This is a genomic window from [Enterobacter] lignolyticus SCF1 (assembly GCF_000164865.1).
Taxonomy (GTDB): domain Bacteria; phylum Pseudomonadota; class Gammaproteobacteria; order Enterobacterales; family Enterobacteriaceae; genus Enterobacter_B; species Enterobacter_B lignolyticus.
Window position 1 is genome coordinate 1,459,543 of sequence record NC_014618.1, and the last position, 16,655, is coordinate 1,476,197.

At 54.0% G+C, this 16,655-nt stretch carries 15 protein-coding genes, 1 tRNA gene and 2 pseudogenes; 13 read left to right on the forward strand and 5 right to left on the reverse strand.

The features are described 5' to 3' along the window. Positions 1 to 21: 21 nt before the first annotated feature. Entirely contained in the window at positions 22 to 1,407 is a 1,386-nt protein-coding gene (locus ENTCL_RS06895; protein WP_049940935.1) for a sensor domain-containing diguanylate cyclase, read from the reverse strand. 366 nt (positions 1,408 to 1,773) lie between these two features. After that, positions 1,774 to 1,909: pseudogene (locus ENTCL_RS24110) on the reverse strand (IS3 family transposase); the annotation flags it as partial. A 183-nt stretch (positions 1,910 to 2,092) separates the two neighbouring features. On the opposite strand from ENTCL_RS24110, the pseudogene ENTCL_RS06905 reads away from it, so the two are divergent. Together ENTCL_RS06905 and ENTCL_RS23615 are read left to right on the forward strand one after the other, a co-directional pair. Next, positions 2,093 to 2,409, forward strand: a pseudogene (locus tag ENTCL_RS06905) (transposase); the annotation flags it as partial. Positions 2,410 to 2,480: 71 nt separating this feature from the next. Next, positions 2,481 to 3,646 (forward strand): IS3 family transposase gene (locus ENTCL_RS23615; RefSeq protein ID WP_157865529.1). Its coding sequence is split into 2 segments (ribosomal slippage): positions 2,481 to 2,745 and positions 2,745 to 3,646, totalling 1,167 coding nucleotides; the frame shifts between segments, so codons are not numbered across the junction. A 286-nt stretch (positions 3,647 to 3,932) separates the two neighbouring features. Here ENTCL_RS23615 and ENTCL_RS06915 read toward each other — a convergent pair. Beyond that, a tRNA-Arg gene (locus ENTCL_RS06915) sits at positions 3,933 to 4,004 on the reverse strand. A 246-nt stretch (positions 4,005 to 4,250) separates the two neighbouring features. On the opposite strand from ENTCL_RS06915, the gene mlaA reads away from it, so the two are divergent. Continuing rightward, positions 4,251 to 5,006, forward strand: a complete 756-nt coding sequence (gene mlaA, locus ENTCL_RS06920; protein ID WP_013365394.1) for a phospholipid-binding lipoprotein MlaA — start codon at positions 4,251 to 4,253, stop codon at positions 5,004 to 5,006. Positions 5,007 to 5,065: 59 nt separating this feature from the next. Here mlaA and fadL read toward each other — a convergent pair whose 3' ends face one another. Beyond that, the gene (gene fadL, locus ENTCL_RS06925; protein WP_013365395.1) at positions 5,066 to 6,406 is read right to left on the reverse strand and encodes a long-chain fatty acid transporter FadL; all 1,341 of its coding nucleotides are present in this window, start codon (positions 6,404 to 6,406) and stop codon (positions 5,066 to 5,068) included. 371 nt (positions 6,407 to 6,777) lie between these two features. On the opposite strand from fadL, the gene ENTCL_RS06930 reads away from it, so the two are divergent. The 4 genes from ENTCL_RS06930 (at position 6,778) to sixA (ending at position 11,366) form a co-directional block, all read left to right on the forward strand. Continuing rightward, on the forward strand, positions 6,778 to 7,062 hold the full coding sequence (locus ENTCL_RS06930; protein ID WP_013365396.1) for a YfcZ/YiiS family protein: 285 nt from the start codon (positions 6,778 to 6,780) through the stop codon (positions 7,060 to 7,062). Between the two features lie 156 nt (positions 7,063 to 7,218). Next, positions 7,219 to 8,529, forward strand: a complete 1,311-nt coding sequence (gene fadI / locus ENTCL_RS06935) for an acetyl-CoA C-acyltransferase FadI (RefSeq protein WP_013365397.1) — start codon at positions 7,219 to 7,221, stop codon at positions 8,527 to 8,529. Beyond that, positions 8,529 to 10,676, forward strand: a complete 2,148-nt coding sequence (fadJ, locus tag ENTCL_RS06940; RefSeq protein WP_013365398.1) for a fatty acid oxidation complex subunit alpha FadJ — start codon at positions 8,529 to 8,531, stop codon at positions 10,674 to 10,676. The genes fadI and fadJ overlap by 1 nt, the downstream gene beginning before the upstream one ends. A gap of 204 nt (positions 10,677 to 10,880) precedes the next feature. Further along, the gene (gene sixA / locus ENTCL_RS06945) at positions 10,881 to 11,366 is read left to right on the forward strand and encodes a phosphohistidine phosphatase SixA (RefSeq protein ID WP_013365399.1); all 486 of its coding nucleotides are present in this window, start codon (positions 10,881 to 10,883) and stop codon (positions 11,364 to 11,366) included. Between the two features lie 32 nt (positions 11,367 to 11,398). On the opposite strand, the gene smrB is transcribed toward sixA, so the two are convergent. Then, positions 11,399 to 11,950, reverse strand: a complete 552-nt coding sequence (smrB, locus tag ENTCL_RS06950; RefSeq protein WP_013365400.1) for an endonuclease SmrB — start codon at positions 11,948 to 11,950, stop codon at positions 11,399 to 11,401. 163 nt (positions 11,951 to 12,113) lie between these two features. On the opposite strand from smrB, the gene prmB reads away from it, so the two are divergent. Genes prmB through ENTCL_RS06980 form a run of 6 tightly spaced genes read left to right on the forward strand, consistent with a single transcriptional unit; the run spans position 12,114 to position 16,627 of the window. Then, complete coding sequence (gene prmB / locus ENTCL_RS06955) at positions 12,114 to 13,046, forward strand: 50S ribosomal protein L3 N(5)-glutamine methyltransferase (protein WP_013365401.1); 933 nt, start codon at positions 12,114 to 12,116, stop codon at positions 13,044 to 13,046. 23 nt (positions 13,047 to 13,069) lie between these two features. After that, the gene (aroC, locus tag ENTCL_RS06960) at positions 13,070 to 14,155 is read left to right on the forward strand and encodes a chorismate synthase (RefSeq protein ID WP_013365402.1); all 1,086 of its coding nucleotides are present in this window, start codon (positions 13,070 to 13,072) and stop codon (positions 14,153 to 14,155) included. Positions 14,156 to 14,157: 2 nt separating this feature from the next. After that, positions 14,158 to 14,982 (forward strand): penicillin-insensitive murein endopeptidase, encoded by an 825-nt coding sequence (gene mepA, locus ENTCL_RS06965; RefSeq protein WP_013365403.1) that lies wholly within the window; start codon positions 14,158 to 14,160, stop codon positions 14,980 to 14,982. Beyond that, positions 14,982 to 15,791 (forward strand): sulfite exporter TauE/SafE family protein, encoded by an 810-nt coding sequence (locus ENTCL_RS06970; protein ID WP_013365404.1) that lies wholly within the window; start codon positions 14,982 to 14,984, stop codon positions 15,789 to 15,791. The genes mepA and ENTCL_RS06970 overlap by 1 nt, the downstream gene beginning before the upstream one ends. Further along, the gene (locus ENTCL_RS06975; protein WP_013365405.1) at positions 15,791 to 16,339 is read left to right on the forward strand and encodes an elongation factor P hydroxylase; all 549 of its coding nucleotides are present in this window, start codon (positions 15,791 to 15,793) and stop codon (positions 16,337 to 16,339) included. Before ENTCL_RS06970 ends, ENTCL_RS06975 begins: the two co-directional genes overlap by 1 nt. Positions 16,340 to 16,348: 9 nt before the next feature. Then, positions 16,349 to 16,627, forward strand: coding sequence for a YfcL family protein (locus ENTCL_RS06980; protein ID WP_013365406.1), 279 nt, complete (start codon positions 16,349 to 16,351; stop codon positions 16,625 to 16,627). The last annotated feature ends 28 nt before the right edge of the window (positions 16,628 to 16,655 follow it).

Here is a 16,655-nt window from a genome sequence, read left to right on the forward strand (position 1 = left end):
TAAGATCACATCGCCACACGACTATTGTTGCCAGACTTTGACACAATTACGCCCTGCATGTTTCGCCTTATACATTGCATCATCTGCCCGACTGATATACACATCTTCAGTCATTGTGTTGTCCGTTGCGGAGTATATTCCCATACTGATGGTGATGCGTTCTGACTGGTGGATATCGGTGTTTTTACTATCGTGTTGACTTACCGCGTGGCAAATTCGTTCGGCGATTATTTTTGCATTTTCTTCATTCACTCCGGGCAGTAGCAGAGCGAACTCTTCCCCCCCAATCCTGGCAAGAATATCATTCTGGCGTAGAAGGCTCTGTATTTTTATGGCGATAAATTGAATTACTTTATCACCATGTTGATGACCATATTTATCGTTGATGCTTTTGAAAAAATCGATATCACATACAATGATGGAAAGAGGATTCTTGACTGTTATGCAGGGAATCAGTTTCATCAACGCATCATAAAAGTAACGTCGATTATATAACATGGTGAGATGATCGCGGATCGAGTTTTGATAAGCATTTTTGTATTTAGTATTTGAGTTTTTGTATAAAATAAATGAGTTTATAAATAGGATAAACACAAATACTAACGTTGATAACACTTCAAGCATTCGTGTGCGATAAAGCATATTGTCTGTAGAGTATTCTGATGTTATCAATTGGAATGACATCAGCATATAGGAAATACATACAAAGTAAATGCCAGTCCAGTACATATTCCTGAATCTGGTTGTAATTATTGCAATAATCAATATCACACACCACGCGACAAACATAACGCCAGGTCGCCAAAATGGGAAGAAGTCACTTATTTTTTGATGGGTTAGATCGATATTTGTTTTTATGTAATAACTTGATGATAGCCATGATAGTGCAACCATAATAATCGATGCATTTATTATGACCCATACGGTAATGATGTTGTTTTCTGGAGAGAGTAACCTGTGTTTACGGAGTCCATAGAGCAACGCTGACATAAGAATAGTAATCATCAGCATAATATTGCGATAAAAATAGCCAATCAGATAATCATTGTAATTAGAGATTGTTATTATTTTATATATAAATCCTTCAGGATAACTTGAAAAGTAATACATATTCAGTACTACTGAGCCAGTAAATGCACATATGACGGGTACTAAAAATAGACACTGTTTATCGCTCAGGTATTTTAATATCATCAGTATTGATATGATTATGTAGGATATAAGTAAAGTAATTGTAATAATTGGCAGAAGTACTGGCGCGATGGATACAGTATTCTGGATAGTATTTTCGGCTAAGGTTTGTAGTATGGTAAAGACAAGTATGGATATTGCTGTAAACTTCTGCAAACTATGTTTGGGAAAATTAAATATATTAGTTAATTTAAACTTACGCGCCATTTCGGACATACCTTTCATCTGTCGATGAATAATCTGATTATTATATTGTGAAGGGTCTTGAGTGTTGATTATTTATCATTGAGTGCTGTTTTGAAAATAAATCAATGATTAACCTGAGGGTAAAAAATAGATGGTTGAATGATGAATATATGTGAAGTTGATACGGAAAATGAATAATGCCTTGTTTTATAATGAAAACATTTATGTAATTAATGAAACGATTTTATCGATGATTATACACCTTGAGTGGATGTTTTGCCTTCTTCATTGAAGAGGGGTCTGATCATCTGGCCAGGGATAGGTTACCGGTTTTTTTCAACCCTGCTGAGAGGACGGGAGTACGGCCAAAGATGGTCATGGTCTCCTGCAGAAAAGCACCGCCTGGCGCTTCTGAGCCGGCCTCAGAACTTTTGCTTCAGCACCTCCTGAGCATCTCCTTGTCCAGACTCAGGTCGGCTACCAGTTTCTTCAGCCGCTGGTTTTCATCTTCCAGCTGCCGCAGACGTCGCATGATCCTATCCGTCACCGCCGGCGCGTAAGGCTCGACTGCGAATGGAAAAACTCCGCCCTTTTATGGAGTACATCGATATGCGTCTGACCGAAAACGTCTGGAATGCCGAAGTGAAGTGGTTTACTAAATTTGGCCACCTGAACAGAGGTGATATGCTCACATCAGAACAATACAGGTGCACCAATGAAACGAAGAAATTTTAGTCCTGAATTCAAACGCGAATCCGCTCAGCTGGTTGTTGATCAAAACTACACCGTCTCTGATGCCGCTAAGGCTATGAATGTCGGTCTTTCCACGATGACAAAATGGGTCAAGCAACTGCGTGAAGAGCGTCAGGGAAAAACACCAAAAGCCTCTCCGATAACACCGGAACAAATCGAAATACGTGAACTGAAGAAAAAGCTACAACGTATTGAAATAGAAAACGAAATATTAAAAAAGGCTACCGCGCTCTTGATGTCAGACTCCCTGAACAGTTCTCGATAATCGGGAAACTCAGGGTGTAGTGGATCGGTAATTCAGGACACCTCGAAATCCTGTTAATGTTAAAACAGTGAAAATGAGGTGATGCATGATCAAAACTCGTCGGACTAAACGCACCTTTTCCCCGGAGTTCAAGCTTGAAGCTATCGGGCAGGTGGTTAAATACCAGCGTGATGTCAGAGAAGTCGCGCTGGCACTCGAGCTCAACCCTGACCATTTGCGCAAATGGATACGGTTGTATAAGCAGGAACTTCAGGGTATTGAGCCCGCTGGTAATGCTATTACCCCTGAACAACGCGAAATTCAGCAGCTTAAAGCGCAGATAAAGCGCCTTGAGATGGAAAAAGAAATACTAAAGCAGGCTGCCGTGCTGATGAGCGAAATCCCCGGGAAGCTGTCGCGCTAATCACACGGCTGAAAGCAAAGTGGCCAGTGCGGGTTCTTTGTCATCTGTTCGGTATTCACCGTAGCGTTTATTACGCGCAGGTGAAGCGTCCTGTTAATGTGCAAAGAATTGAATTACGAAGTCGGGTGAGGGCTTTCCATGCTCTCATTCGTGGCGCAGCCGGTAGCCAGGCAATCAGTCAGATGTTGCGCCAGAGTGGCGTTGATGCAGGCCGGTGGCTGGCACGACGACTGATGTGGGAATGCGGGCTGACAAGTCGACAGCCGGTTAAACATCACTACCGGGTAAACGAAGACAACAGTCCGCCATTGCCAAATTTACTGAACCGGCAATTTAACCCCGCCGCACCAAACCGCGTCTGGTGCGGCGACATCCGTTTTATTCGCCTGCAGGACAAATGGTGTTATCTCGCGCTCGTTGTTGATTTATATTCACGGCGGATTATCGGTTCAGCCCTCTCATTAACCGCTGATGCTGAGTTGGTGTGCAGGGCTTTGCGTAATGCACTGGAAACACGACCGCGTGATGGCCGCCTGCTGTTTCATTCAGATCAAGGTGTTCAGTATAAAAGCAATAAATACAGAAAGTTACTCTGGCGTTATGGGGTAATGCAAAGTATGAGTCGCAGAGGGAATTGCCTGGATAATTCGCCGATGGAAAGAGTCTTTCGCAGCCTTAAAAGTGAATGGCTTCCGAAAGGTGGTTATGGTGATTTTAGCCATGCGGTACGCGATATAAACCAGTGGATTAATGGTTATTACAACGTTTATCGACCTCACACGAACAACGGTGGTTTACCGCCTTGCTTACATGAAGAAAAGTGGAAACAGGTTATCCCGGTGTCCTGATTTTGTGATCCACTACACACCAAACGAATCGGAAAACCGATACTGGAAAAACTCTAACGCGGTGGCCAGTTTTTGTTGACCACTTCAATTTTTAATCTGAAGTGTAGTAAGTGTCACGGAGTATCTCTCCCGAAGTTCTAACAGAGTGAGAGTAACAAAAAGAGATACCTTTGATTGTAGCTTGAGGTGCGATTCGCTGGAAATGGTTAGACATGAAATTAGGCTATAAGCCTTGTCTGGTGCGGTTTTGATGGAGTTGTGAAGAAGGGGGTATTCACGTTCGGAATGTCCCCTGCAGGAATCGAACCTGCAACTAGCCCTTAGGAGGGGCTCGTTATATCCATTTAACTAAGGGGACGAGAAGCGGCAGAAGTATAGCCTTTTTTTAACTGTGCGTTAAGCGTATAGCCCACTGACTGCTTAAAGTGTCGCCATAATGTGCTGAATTTGTTCTTTTCCAGCCCGTATTTCATCTGCCTGCTGTCATCCCTTATTGCGGTGATACTCCTATTTTTCAGGGAATGACATGAATAGCGATGCTGCTATTTCAAAATATGTATAAAATCAGGAGTAGAAGCATTGTTATGTTTACAGGGAGACTTTTATGAACTTTCGCCTGTCAGCGTTAGCTCTAGGCGCGACATTGCTGGTGGGGTGCGCCAGTACGGGTGAACAACAGCAGGGGCGTTCGGATCCGTTTGAAGGCTTTAACCGTACGATGTACAGCTTCAACTTTGACGTGTTGGATCCTTATGTCATTCGTCCGGTTGCGGTTGCCTGGCGCGATTATGTGCCCCAGCCAGCCCGAAACGGAATTGGTAACTTTACCAGCAACCTTGAAGAACCTGCGATCATGGTCAACATGTTCCTGCAGGGCGATCCGTATCAGGGGATGGTGCACTTTACCCGTTTCTTCCTGAACACCCTTCTGGGGATGGGCGGCTTTATTGATGTCGCGGGAATGGCGAATCAGAAGCTGCAGCGCGTCCAGCCGCACCGTTTTGGCAGTACGCTAGGTCGTTACGGCGTAGGCTATGGTCCGTATCTGCAGTTGCCGTTCTACGGCAGCTTTACGCTGCGTGATGAAGGCGGTGATGCCGCGGATACCCTTTACCCGGTACTGTCGTGGCTGACATGGCCGATGTCGATCGGCAAATGGGCCGTTGAAGGTATCGAAACCCGGGCGCAGCTGCTGGATTCCGATGGCCTGCTGCGTCAGTCTGCCGATCCGTACATCATGGTGCGAGAAGCCTACTTCCAGCAGCATGACTTCATCGCCAACGGCGGCAAGCTGAAGCCGGAAGAAAACCCGAATGCGAAAGCAATTGAGGGCGATCTGAAAGATATCGACTCGCAGTAACCCGGCGTGAGAAAAGAAAAAGGTGAGCAATGCTCACCTTTTTTAATGCGCCTGTGCTATCAGAAGCGGTAGTTAAAGTTGGTGCCGAACAGCCAGGCTTTACCTTCAGAACGGAACTCGTACGGACCTTCTTTGATGGTCACGTTCTGGCCGTGCATATAGGAAGCGCCGACGTCAACAGAAGCATCTTTGTTGAACGCATAAGTGGCGCCCGCGCTCAGCCAGAAACGGTCCTGATCCGGGATGGAAATAGAGCGGGTCTGAGCAGGAACCGGGCTATCATCGAAGGCGATACCGGTACGGAAGGTCCAGTTATCGTCGTAGTAGTAGGTGGTACCCAGCGCGATACGCATCGAATCTTTGAAGCTCTCATCCTTATAGAACAGCGTCTGGCCGTTCGAGCCGGTAGCTTTCAGCTCCTGGAACTGGCTCCAGCTGGTGTAAGCCATGCTGTAGTGAACCGCCCACTGCGGTGCAACGCGGTTGTAACCAGATATTTCCCACATTTCTGGCAGATTGAGCGTCAGGGAGCCCGGGATAGTCTTACCGCCGGTTGGATACGGGAAGCCCGGAACTGCGGCGCTCATGTTGCTGTTGTAATTGCCGTCGAAGTCGATTTTAACTTCTGAGCGGTAGGTTAAACCCCAGCGGTTGTTCTTATCCAGCTCATACAGGATACCGGCGTTCCAGCCATAGCCCCACTCGCTGCCTTTCAGGCGCGCGATCTGGGTATCGGCTGGGATAGCGGCCAGCTGCTGCGCTTTAGCGACAGCGGCTGCACGGGCTGGCGCTGGCAGGCTTGGCACCTGGGCCATAATCTGACCGGCGGCCAGCATGCCGGCATCACCCGCATAGCGCTCGATTTTCGCATCGGCATAGACCGCATCAAAACCCAGACCAAAGCTCCAGCTGTCATTCAGACGGTAAGCGCCGCTCAGGTTCAGGTTAACGGTGGTCAGGTCGGTTTTACCGCCCATCGTGCCCGCTGCATAGTTATCGCCATACTCTGTCGCCAGACCAAAGTTAGAGGTAATGGACGCCCCCCAACCAAACTGATCGTTAATAGGTGCAACAAAATGTACGTTAGGAACCCAGGCGCTCGGGGCGATGTTGTTCGCATCCAGGCTCTTACCGGACGGCGATTTGCCAGAGATATTGACATCAGGATCGATATAAACCGCACCGGCGGAGAAGGTCGGGCGGTCGAACATCATAATCAGCGCAGGGTTACGGCTGGCGTTACCCGCATCGTCAGCGATAGCGCCTTCACCAGAGTACGCGCGGCCTAAGCCTGAGGAAGAAAATTCGTTTAATTGAAAGCCTGCTGACCAGGCGTGGGTGGAAACGAGTGCCACTGCGACTGCGAGAGCAGACTTTGTAAAGCGGGTTTTCTGGCTCATGACCATAACCTCATTGAGTTATTTTTATTCAAAATTTGTTACATGCCGTAACAGAAGCGCGAAGTGTAGGGTCTGTGTTACATCAGAGAAATCAGACCAGTGCCGAGAGTATAGGTCTGACCAGCTGTAATGTTGCAAGTTTGTTTATAAGTTTTTTCAAATGTGATCTTAGAAACGCGATCCAGCTGGCAAAAATGCGGCCAGGATGAATCGCCAATTTGGGTGATTTTTGTTTTAGATCATTTTTAATTGTGATTTTGGTCACTTACCGCGGTTCACTGAATTAACAACTGGAGACAGGTCACGCCGGGGCGTAAAATAAGTACATTATTTGTCTGGCACCCTGGGTGCATATACAGAGGAAATCTACGATGAGTAAATGCAGTGCTGATGAAACCCCGGTTTGCTGCTGTATGGATGTTGGCACCATCATGGACAACACGGATTGCACCGCGTCCTACAGCCGCGTTTTCGCTAACCGCGCGGACGCAGAAGCGACCCTCGACGCGCTGAGCGCGAAGGCTCGCGGCGTCGAGTCTGAGCCGTGCAAAATCACCCCGACCTTTAAAGAGGTTGACGGTGGCGTACAGCTGGATATCGACTTTGTTTTCTGCTGTGAAGCTGAAACGCTGATTTTCCAGCTCGGCCTGCGTTAATGCCTGCCTGAAACGCCCCTTTCCGGGGCGTTTTCTTTTTCTCCGCCATGTGTTTTAGCTCCCACTTTTTCGTTTCTCCGATTGGCTAAATGTAAAAAATTAGTTAAGACTGTTATCAGGTCAGACCACTTATTTTACGTTTAACAGGGGAGTGATATGAGTCAGGCATCACCGCTCATTACCCGTCAGGGTGATCGCATTGCTATCGTCAGCGGATTACGTACGCCATTTGCCCGCCAGGCGACGGCATTCCACGGCGTTCCGGCGGTGGATCTCGGAAAAATGGTCGTTGCTGAGATGATGGCGCGTAGTGAAATTCCCCCTGACGCTATCGAACAGCTGGTGTTTGGCCAGGTGGTGCAGATGCCGGAGGCCCCCAATATCGCCCGCGAAATTGTGCTGGGAACGGGAATGAGCGTTCATACCGATGCCTACAGCGTCAGCCGCGCCTGCGCCACCAGCTTCCAGGCGGTAGCGAACGTTGCCGAAAGCCTGATGGCGGGAAATATCCGCGCCGGTATTGCCGGCGGCGCCGACTCTTCCTCGGTGCTGCCGATTGGCGTCAGTAAGAAGCTGGCGCGTATGCTGGTGGATGCCAACAAGGCCCGCACCCTGGGGCAGCGCCTCAAGCTTTTTTCTCGCCTGCGCTTACGCGACCTGATGCCGGTACCGCCCGCGGTGGCGGAGTATTCTACCGGTTTACGTATGGGCGATACTGCCGAACAGATGGCAAAGAGCTGGGGCATCAGCCGTGAACAGCAGGACGCGCTGGCGCACCGTTCACACCAGCTTGCGGCGCAGGCCTGGGCGGAAGGTAAGCTTACCGACGAGGTGATGACTGCGTATGCCGCGCCGTTTCGCGAGCCTTTCGGGCAGGATAACAATATTCGCGGCGCCTCGACGCTTGCCGACTACGCCAGGCTGCGTCCGGCGTTCGATCGCCAGCATGGCAGCGTGACGGCGGCCAACAGTACGCCGCTAACGGACGGCGCCGCCGCCGTGATCCTGATGACCGAATCCCGCGCCAAAGAGCTGGGCCTTACGCCGCTTGGCTATCTGCGCAGCTACGCCTTTACCGCCATTGACGTCTGGCAGGACATGCTGCTTGGCCCCGCGTGGTCAACGCCGCTGGCGCTGGAGCGGGCGGGCATTTCCCTGGCGGATTTAACGCTGTTTGATATGCACGAAGCCTTTGCGGCGCAGACGCTGGCAAACCTGAAGCTGCTGGCAAGCGATCGCTTCGCCCGCGAGGTTTTGGGGCGTTCGCAGGCAACCGGCGAGGTGGATGAGAGCAAGTTCAACGTGCTGGGGGGCTCCATCGCCTACGGCCATCCGTTTGCCGCGACCGGCGCGCGGATGATCACACAAACGTTAAACGAGCTGCGTCGCCGCGGCGGCGGTTTTGGTCTGGTCACCGCCTGCGCGGCGGGCGGGCTTGGCGCTGCCATGGTCCTGGAGGCTGAATAATGGAGATGATGTCTGCGTTTACGCTCACGGAACGGCCTGACAACGTTGCGGTGATCGCCATCGATGTGCCGGGCGAAAAGATGAATACCCTCAAAGCGGAGTTTGGCGCGCAGGTGAGGGCCATCCTGAAGCAGGTTCGCGACAACCGATCGCTGCGCGGCGTGGTGCTTATCTCGGCGAAGCCGGATAACTTTATCGCCGGTGCGGATATCAACATGATCGGCGGCTGCCGCACGGCGCAGGAGGCCGAAGCGCTGGCGCGGCAGGGCCAGCAGATCATGGCGGAAATCCATGCGCTGTCGGTGCCGGTCATTGCCGCTATTCACGGCGCCTGCCTTGGCGGCGGTCTTGAGCTGGCGCTGGCCTGCCATGGGCGCATTTGTACCGACGATGCGAAAACGGTGCTCGGCCTGCCGGAGGTTCAGCTTGGCCTGCTGCCGGGTTCCGGCGGTACGCAGCGTCTGCCGCGTCTGGTCGGGGTCAGTACGGCGCTGGAGATGATCCTGACCGGTAAGCAGCTTCGCGCCCGCCAGGCGCTGAGGGCCGGGCTGGTGGACGAGGTGGTTCCGCACAGTATTTTGCTGGACGCCGCCGTAGAGATGGCAAAAAAGGAACGCCCGGCCAGCCGTCGGCTGCCGGTGCGCGAGCGCCTTCTCGCCGGCCCGCTGGCGCGCAATGTGCTGTTTAGCCTGGTCGGTAAAAAGACGGAGCAAAAAACGCAGGGCAACTACCCGGCAACGGGGAAAATCCTGCAGGTTATTGAAACCGGATTAAGCCACGGCATCAGCAGCGGGTATGAGGCCGAAGCGCGCGCGTTCGGCGAGCTGGCGATGACGCCGCAGTCGAAGGCCCTGCGCGGTATCTTTTTTGCCAGTACCGACGTGAAGAAGGATCCCGGCGCGCCGGTCGAGGCGCTGCCGCTGCGCTCAGCGGCGGTACTGGGCGGCGGCTTAATGGGCGGCGGAATTGCGTTTGCGCTCGCCAGCAAAGCGCAGCTTCCGGTGCGCATCAAGGATATTAACAGCCTGGGCATCAACCATGCGCTGAAATACAGCTGGGAGCTGCTGGATGCGAAGGTGCGCCGTCGCCACCTCAAAGCCGCTGAACGGGATAGCCAGATGGCGCTAATTTCCGGCACCACGGACTATCGCGGCTTCGCGCATCGCGATGTGGTTATCGAAGCGGTGTTTGAGGATTTAGCGCTCAAGCAGCAGATGGTCGCTGACGTCGAACGGCAGTTCGCGCCGCACACGATTTTTGCCTCCAATACCTCGTCGCTGCCGATTGGCGATATTGCCGCCCATGCCGCGCGTGCGGAACAGGTCATCGGCCTGCACTTCTTCAGCCCGGTAGAAAAAATGCCGCTGGTGGAGGTTATCCCGCATGCGGGGACTTCAGACGCGACGGTCGCCACGGTCGTCAGGCTTGCCAGGCAGATGGGCAAAACGCCGATCGTGGTGGCGGACAAGGCCGGGTTCTACGTTAACCGCATTCTGGCGCCCTACATTAATGAGGCCATGCGCATGCTGACCGAGGGCGTCAGCATTGAGCAAATCGATAATGCGCTGGTGAAGTTTGGTTTTCCGGTGGGGCCAATCCAACTTTTGGATGAGGTTGGCATCGACACCGGAACTAAAATTATCCCAGTGCTGGAAAACGCTTATGGAGAACGTTTTAGCGCGCCAGCAAATATCATTAGCGCGATTTTGAACGACGATCGCAAAGGGAGAAAAAATGGTCGCGGTTTCTATCTTTATGGCGCAAAAGGGCGTAAAAGCAAAAAACGGCCCGATCCGGCTATCTATAACCTGATCGGCAACGGGCAAAAATCGTCGCTTACCGACCAGCAGATCGCTGAGCGCTGCGTGATGATGATGCTCAACGAATCGGCGCGCTGTTTTGATGAACAGGTTGTGCGCAGCGCGCGCGATGGCGACATCGGCGCCGTATTCGGCATTGGTTTCCCTCCGTTCCTTGGAGGCCCGTTCCGCTATATGGATACCCTCGGGGCGGGAAATGTGGTGGCGACGCTGCAACGCCTGGCTACCCAATATGGCGCACGGTTTGCGCCGTGCGAGGGAGTCGTCAATATGGCTGAACAACGTCTCTCCTTCTGGCCGAAGGACGAAACTGAGGCGTTAAATTAAGGTCAAAGAAAGGTAAATCCACACAAACGATGATGCTGCTGAGTGGTTAATTTGTAAACAAAGATTGACTATACTTACGCCATTAAGGTAAAAAACAGCGTTTCATTCATTGGATGGATAAGGCACAATGCCCGACCGCCGGGTAAACGACGTTGTTTGTGGTCGGCTTACTTTGGTGCTTCTGGTTAACAAAAGCGGTGCAATATGCAAGTTTTTATCATGCGTCACGGCGACGCTGCCCTTGAAGCAGCTAGCGACTCGGTTCGTCCATTAACCACCTGTGGTTGCGATGAGTCCCGACAGATGGCTACCTGGCTGAAAGGTCAAAAAGTGGATATTGAGCGCGTACTGGTCAGCCCTTTTCTGCGGGCGGAGCAGACGCTGGATGTGGTCGGGGAGTGCATGACCCTGCCCAAAGAGATCGATGTCCTGCCGGAGCTTACGCCCTGTGGCGATGTGGGGCTGGTCAGTGCGTATCTGCAGGCGCTGACCAACGAAGGTATTGCGTCGGTGCTGGTGGTGTCCCACCTGCCGCTGGTCGGCTACCTGGTGTCAGAGCTGTGCCCTGGCGAAACCCCGCCGATGTTCGCAACTTCTGCGATTGCCAATGTTACCCTGGATGCCAGCGGGCAAGGGGTGTTCAACTGGCAGATGAGTCCCTGCAATCTGAAGATGGCGAAAGCCATCTGAGCCGAAAGGCGGGCACAGCGCCCGCCATTTTTTTAGGGCAGCTCGGGCGGCTGCCACTCCTCGACCTCAATCAGCACCAGCAGCGCCGCATCGCCGCCGTACTCTTTCGGCGCCTGATGAAACGCCATCACGTGCGGATGCTGGGCCAGCCATAGCGGCGTCTGCTGCTTGAGAATATGTTTGCCGTGTCCGTGCATCACGCAGGTGCAAAAGATGTGCTCCCGCCGACAGGCGGCAATCAGCGCGCCGAGCTCCTGTTTCGCCTGCATCTGGGTTAAACCGTGCAAATCGAGAAACAGCTCCGGCGAGTAATCGCCCCGACGCAGCTTCTTGAGCTCAAAATGGCTGACGCCGTCGCGTACGTACTTTGTCGCTCCTTCCGTATTCAGCAGCGGCTGGAATTCATCAGAAAAATAGTGGCTGTTATCGGCCTGCTCCTGAATCAGACGTTTTTCCGGCACTTCATGGGTTTTTTTACGTGTTGGCCGGTGGACTATCGTATCCTGTTTGATTTGGCGGGTGCCGGTCATCAGCTGGCGGAACAGCGCCTGATCCTCCTCGCTGAGCGGGTTTTTCTTCTTCATCTCATCTTCTCTGTATCGCTTTGCGACAGTTTACCCGACTCACTGGCGTTGCGGGCAGGGAAAACGCATTTTTCCCCTCCGGTGATGCAAGAGTGCTGATTTATCGCGGACATCATGGCACACTAGCCGCCGAATTTGAGCAAGACATGCCCTGGAGGCGAGTATGGATAAAATTTTTGTTGATGAAGCAGTCAATGAACTGCATACCATTCAGGACATGTTGCGCTGGGCGGTCAGCCGCTTCAGCGCGGCGGGCATCTGGTACGGCCACGGTACGGATAACCCGTGGGATGAGGCCGTCCAGCTGGTTCTGCCTTCCCTGTACCTGCCGCTGGATATTCCTGAAGACATGCGTCTTGCCCGTCTGACCTCCAGCGAGAAGCACCGGATCGTCGAGCGCGTTATTCGCCGCGTAAACGAGCGCATTCCGGTGGCGTACCTGACCAATAAGGCCTGGTTCTGCGGCCATGAGTTTTACGTGGACGAGCGCGTGCTGGTGCCGCGTTCGCCGATTGGCGAGCTTATCAACAGCCGCTTTGCCGGGCTTATCCACCACCAGCCGCAGCATATTCTCGATATGTGCACCGGCAGCGGATGCATCGCGATTGCCTGCGCTTACGCCTTCCCGGAGGCGGAAGTCGACGGCGTCGATATCTCTCCTGACGCCCTGGCGGTAGCGGAGCGCAATATTGAAGAGCATGGCCTCATTCATAACGTGACGCCGATTCGCTCCGATCTGTTCCGCGACCTGCCGCAGGTGCAATACGATCTGATCGTGACCAATCCGCCGTACGTTGATGCCGAAGACATGGCCGACCTGCCGGGCGAGTATCGCCATGAGCCTGAGCTGGGGCTGGCCTCCGGCACCGACGGTCTGAAGCTGACCCGCCGCATTCTTGCCTGCGCGCCGGATTACCTCTCCGACGACGGTATTCTGATTTGTGAAGTAGGTAACAGCATGGTACATCTGATGGAGCAGTATCCTGATGTCCCATTCACCTGGCTTGAGTTTGATAACGGCGGGGATGGCGTCTTTATGCTCACGAAAGCGCAGCTGCTGGCTGCCCGCGAACACTTCAGTATTTACAAAGACTAATAACACTTTCGATCGGAGCTGTGATGGCAGGAAATACAATTGGGCAACTCTTTCGCGTAACGACCTTCGGCGAATCGCACGGCGTCGCGCTTGGCTGCATCGTCGACGGCGTACCGCCGGGCATTCCGCTGACCGAAGCCGATTTACAGCACGATCTTGACCGTCGCCGTCCAGGGACCTCTCGTTACACCACTCAGCGCCGCGAACCGGATCAGGTAAAGATCCTCTCCGGCGTTTTCGAAGGCGTCACGACCGGGACCAGCATTGGCCTGCTGATTGAAAATACCGATCAGCGTTCCCAGGACTACAGCGCGATTAAAGACGTATTCCGTCCGGGCCACGCTGACTATACCTACGAGCAGAAGTATGGCCTGCGCGACTACCGCGGCGGCGGACGCTCCTCGGCGCGTGAAACCGCCATGCGCGTGGCGGCGGGGGCTATCGCTAAGAAATACCTTGCGACAAAATTCGGCGTCGTTGTCCGCGGTTGCCTGACGCAGATGGGCGATATTCCGCTGGCGATCAAAGACTGGTCGGCGGTCGAGCAGAACCCGTTCTTCTGTCCGGATCCGGAGAAAATCGACGCGCTGGATGCGCTGATGCGCGGCCTGAAAAAAGAGGGCGACTCCATCGGCGCGAAAGTCACTGTGGTGGCCGACGGCGTACCGCCGGGACTGGGAGAGCCGGTATTTGACCGTCTGGACGCCGATATCGCGCATGCCTTAATGAGCATCAATGCGGTCAAAGGCGTGGAGATCGGCGACGGGTTTGGCGTCGTCAGCCTGCGCGGCAGCGAAAACCGCGATGAAATCACCCACGCCGGTTTCCAGAGCAACCACGCCGGTGGGATTCTGGGCGGGATCAGCAGCGGGCAGCAGATTGTCGCCCATATGGCGCTGAAGCCGACGTCAAGCATCACCGTACCGGGGCGGACGATCAATCGCTTTGGCGAAGACGTTGAAATGATTACGAAAGGCCGCCACGATCCGTGCGTCGGTATTCGCGCGGTGCCTATCGCCGAGGCGATGCTGGCGATTGTATTAATGGACCACCTGCTGCGCCAGCGCGCGCAGAATGCGGATGTGATGACCTCTATTCCACGCTGGTAAACATGAAAAAAACAGCCATCGCGCTGCTGGCTCTGCTTGCCAGCGGCGCTAGCCTCGCGGCGACGCCGTGGCAGAAAATCTCTCAGCCGATCGCCGGATCGGCCCAGTCGATTGGCGCCTTCTCCAACGGCTGTATCGTTGGGGCGCACGCGCTGCCGATTCAGTCAGATGATTATCAGGTCATGCGTACCGATCAGCGTCGCTATTTTGGCCATCCGGACCTGATCGCGTTTATCCAGCGGCTGAGCGGCCAGGTGCATAACCACGGGCTCGGCACGCTGCTGATTGGCGATATGGGAATGCCGGCGGGAGGTCGTTTCAACGGCGGTCACGCCAGCCACCAGACGGGTCTGGATGTGGATATCTTCCTGCAGCTGCCGAAAGCGCGCTGGACCTCCGCGCAGCTGCTGAAGCCGCAGGCGCTGGATCTGGTCGCGGCCGACGGCAAGCACGTGGTGCCGTCGCTGTGGTCCCCGCAGATAACCAGCCTGATTAAGCTTGCCGCTCAGGATGACGACGTTACGCGGATTTTCGTCAACCCGGCTATCAAACAGCAGCTGTGCCTGGATGCCGGTACGGATCGCGACTGGCTGCATAAAGTACGGCCATGGTTCCAGCATCGTGCGCATATGCATGTGCGCCTGCGTTGCCCGGCGGGCAGCCTGGAATGCGAAGAACAGGCTCCACCACCGCCTGGCGACGGGTGCGGCGCCGAGCTGCAAAGCTGGTTCGAACCGCCTAAGCCTGGCTCAACGAAACCTGAGAAGAAGACGCCGCCTCCGCTGCCGCCTTCCTGCCAGGCGCTACTGGATGAGCACGCACTCTAATGGACAGCTTTGTCGATATCTTTATGGTTTCGCCGCTTTTGCTGGCGACGCTTTTTTTCATCGCGTTATTGGCGGGTTTTATTGATTCAATCGCCGGCGGCGGCGGTCTGTTGACCATCCCGGCGCTGATGGCGGTGGGGATGTCGCCCGCCCAGGCGCTGGCGACCAACAAGCTGCAGGCCTGCGGCGGGTCGGTTTCCGCCTCTCTCTATTTTATCCGCCGCAAGGTGGTGAACCTCGGCGACCAGAAGCTCAATATCCTGATGACCTTTCTCGGCTCAACGAGCGGGGCGCTGCTGGTGCAGCATGTGCAATCCGACATTCTGCGCCAGATCCTGCCGCTGCTGGTGATTGGCATCGGCCTCTATTTCCTGCTGATGCCAAAGCTTGGCGAAAACGACCGTCAGCGCCGCTTGTACGGCCTGCCGTTTGCGTTGGTGGCCGGGGGCTGCGTTGGGTTTTATGACGGCTTTTTCGGCCCGGGCGCCGGGTCGTTCTATGCGCTGGCGTTTGTGACGCTGGCGGGCTATAACCTGGCGAAATCCACGGCGCATGCCAAGCTGCTGAACGCCACCTCGAACCTTGGCGGTCTGCTGCTGTTCATTCTTGGAGGAAAGGTTATCTGGGCCACCGGCTTTGTGATGATGGCCGGGCAGTTTCTCGGCGCGCGGATGGGCTCCCGTCTGGTGCTGAGCAAAGGACAAACGCTGATTCGCCCGATGATCGTTATCGTCTCGGCGGTGATGAGCTCTAAACTACTTTATGACAGCCACGGGGCGGAAATTCTGCAATGGCTGGGACTTCACTAATGCAACAGCAACACCATTATCAGCAGCTGATCGACATTTTCGACGGCTGCTTTGCCCGCGATTTTAACACCCGTCTGATTAAAGGCGACGACGAACCCATTTATCTTCCTGCCGATGACGATGCGCCCTATAACCGCATCGTTTTTGCCCACGGCTTTTACGCCAGCGCGCTGCACGAAATTTCCCACTGGTGCATCGCCGGTGCCGAACGGCGCAAGCAGGTGGACTTTGGCTACTGGTACTGCCCGGATGGGCGCGACGCGATGACCCAGTGCCAGTTTGAGGACGTGGAGGTCAAACCGCAGGCCTTTGACTGGCTGTTTTGCGTGGCGGCGGGATTCCCGTTTAACGTCAGCTGCGACAACCTGGAAGGGGACTTCGAGCCCGACCGCATCGCGTTTCAACGCCGGGTCCACGCGCAGGTGATGGCGTATCTGGACGAGGGCATCCCGGCGCGCCCGGCGCGTTTTATTCAGGCATTGCAAAATTATTATCAGACGCCGACGATGACGGCGGAACACTTCCCCTGGCCGGAAGATCTAAATTGAGGAAAGAAGATGATCGCAGAATTTGAATCGCGCATTCTGGCGTTAATTGATGACATGGTTGAGCACGCCAGCGACGACGAGCTGTTTGCCAGCGGCTACCTGCGCGGCCATCTGACGCTGGCGGTCGCCGAACTTGAAGCGGGCGATGACCACTCGCCGGACGCCGTCTATGAAAAAGTCACCCATAGCCTGGAAAATGCGATCCATGCCGGTGAACTGTCGCCGCGCGACCAGTCGCTGGTGCTGGGGATGTGGGACTCCCTGTTTCAGCAGGCGAAATTCAAATAATCGCTGACGGTACTGCCCTCAACCCGAC